General features: G+C 39.8%; 1 protein-coding gene. It reads right to left on the bottom strand.

Annotated features, from left to right (window positions below; all coding sequences use genetic code 11):
* The coding region (locus FN795_RS21350) for a SprB repeat-containing protein (protein ID WP_208743590.1) at positions 1-1183 on the bottom strand (1183 nt) is incomplete at both ends.

Below are 1183 nucleotides of genomic sequence, written 5' to 3'. Positions count from 1 at the left end.
TAAGAACTGTTCCTCCTTGTGATAATTGATATTTGTATGGAGCAATTCCGTTTGAAGCAGTAACTGTTATGCTACCGTTGCTTCCACCATTACAGCTTACGTCTGTTGCAACAGCTGAAGCTCTTGGATCTGTCTTAGGAGTCACTATCACAACATTTGATACTGCAGTACATCCCTGAGAATCGGTTACTCTGAAAGTATAACTTCCGTCAACTGATGGGTTGTAAGGCAATGTAATTGGATTATATCCTCCTGCATTGATTTTAACTTCATAAGTAGTATATGTACCTGTTCCTCCTCCTGGAGTCAAACTAATTGATGCATTAACAACACAAGTTAAATCCTGATCCAAGCTAGCTACTAAAGTAACCTGCGGTTTAACTTCGTATGTTATGATATTTGATTCACAACCATTTGCATCTACAACACTAAATAAGTAAGTACCAGGAGTTGTTACTGTATAAACTGATCCTGTAATATCTGAACCGTTTACTCTGTAAACTCTTGTACCTGTTACCGGAACTGTTGCAACAAGTGATAAATCAATTGCTACTGGTGCTCCTGTGAAACAAATTGGTGCCGGTGCTGTCATCGTTGGTGAAGCATCTTTGATAATTGAGAATGCTAATGGTGCCGTAATTTCGCATCCATTTACATCTTTTACATAAACTTTCCAGTTCAATGTTGCCGGATCCAATACTGCTGCATTAGAATCTGCATAAGTTCCAGGACCTGTTGCAGTCGCTGGTACAAATGAATACTGATAAGGTGCTGTTCCGCCTGATGCAGTTACGCTTACCTTAGCTCCTGTATTACAATTCGCATTGATGTTTGATGCAACAATCAATGCTAAAGCGGCTGGCTGCGCAACATTTACTGTAGCTGTAGCCGTACAAGTTGTAATCTCATCTGTAATAACAACGGTCTGTGGACCTGATGCTGTTATTCCAGTAACTGAAATTGTTGCACTTGTCTGACCTGTAACTGCTGGTGCTCCGTTAAGTGAATAACTGTAAGTACCTGCAAAGTTTCCAACTGTGAATAATACCTCTCCGTTTGCACCTGGATTACATGTTATATTTCTTACCAATTGTCCTGCAACTGTAATGTTTGTTACCGGCGCAACAGTGTATGACTCACTATATGTACAACCATTTGCATCTGTAATCTGGAATACATAAGT

Source organism: Flavobacterium resistens, from assembly GCF_900182645.1.
Classification (GTDB): Bacteria; Bacteroidota; Bacteroidia; order Flavobacteriales; family Flavobacteriaceae; genus Flavobacterium; species Flavobacterium resistens.
The sequence above is the reverse complement of the archived record's forward strand: the minus strand, read 5'-3'. Positions and strand labels throughout refer to the sequence as shown.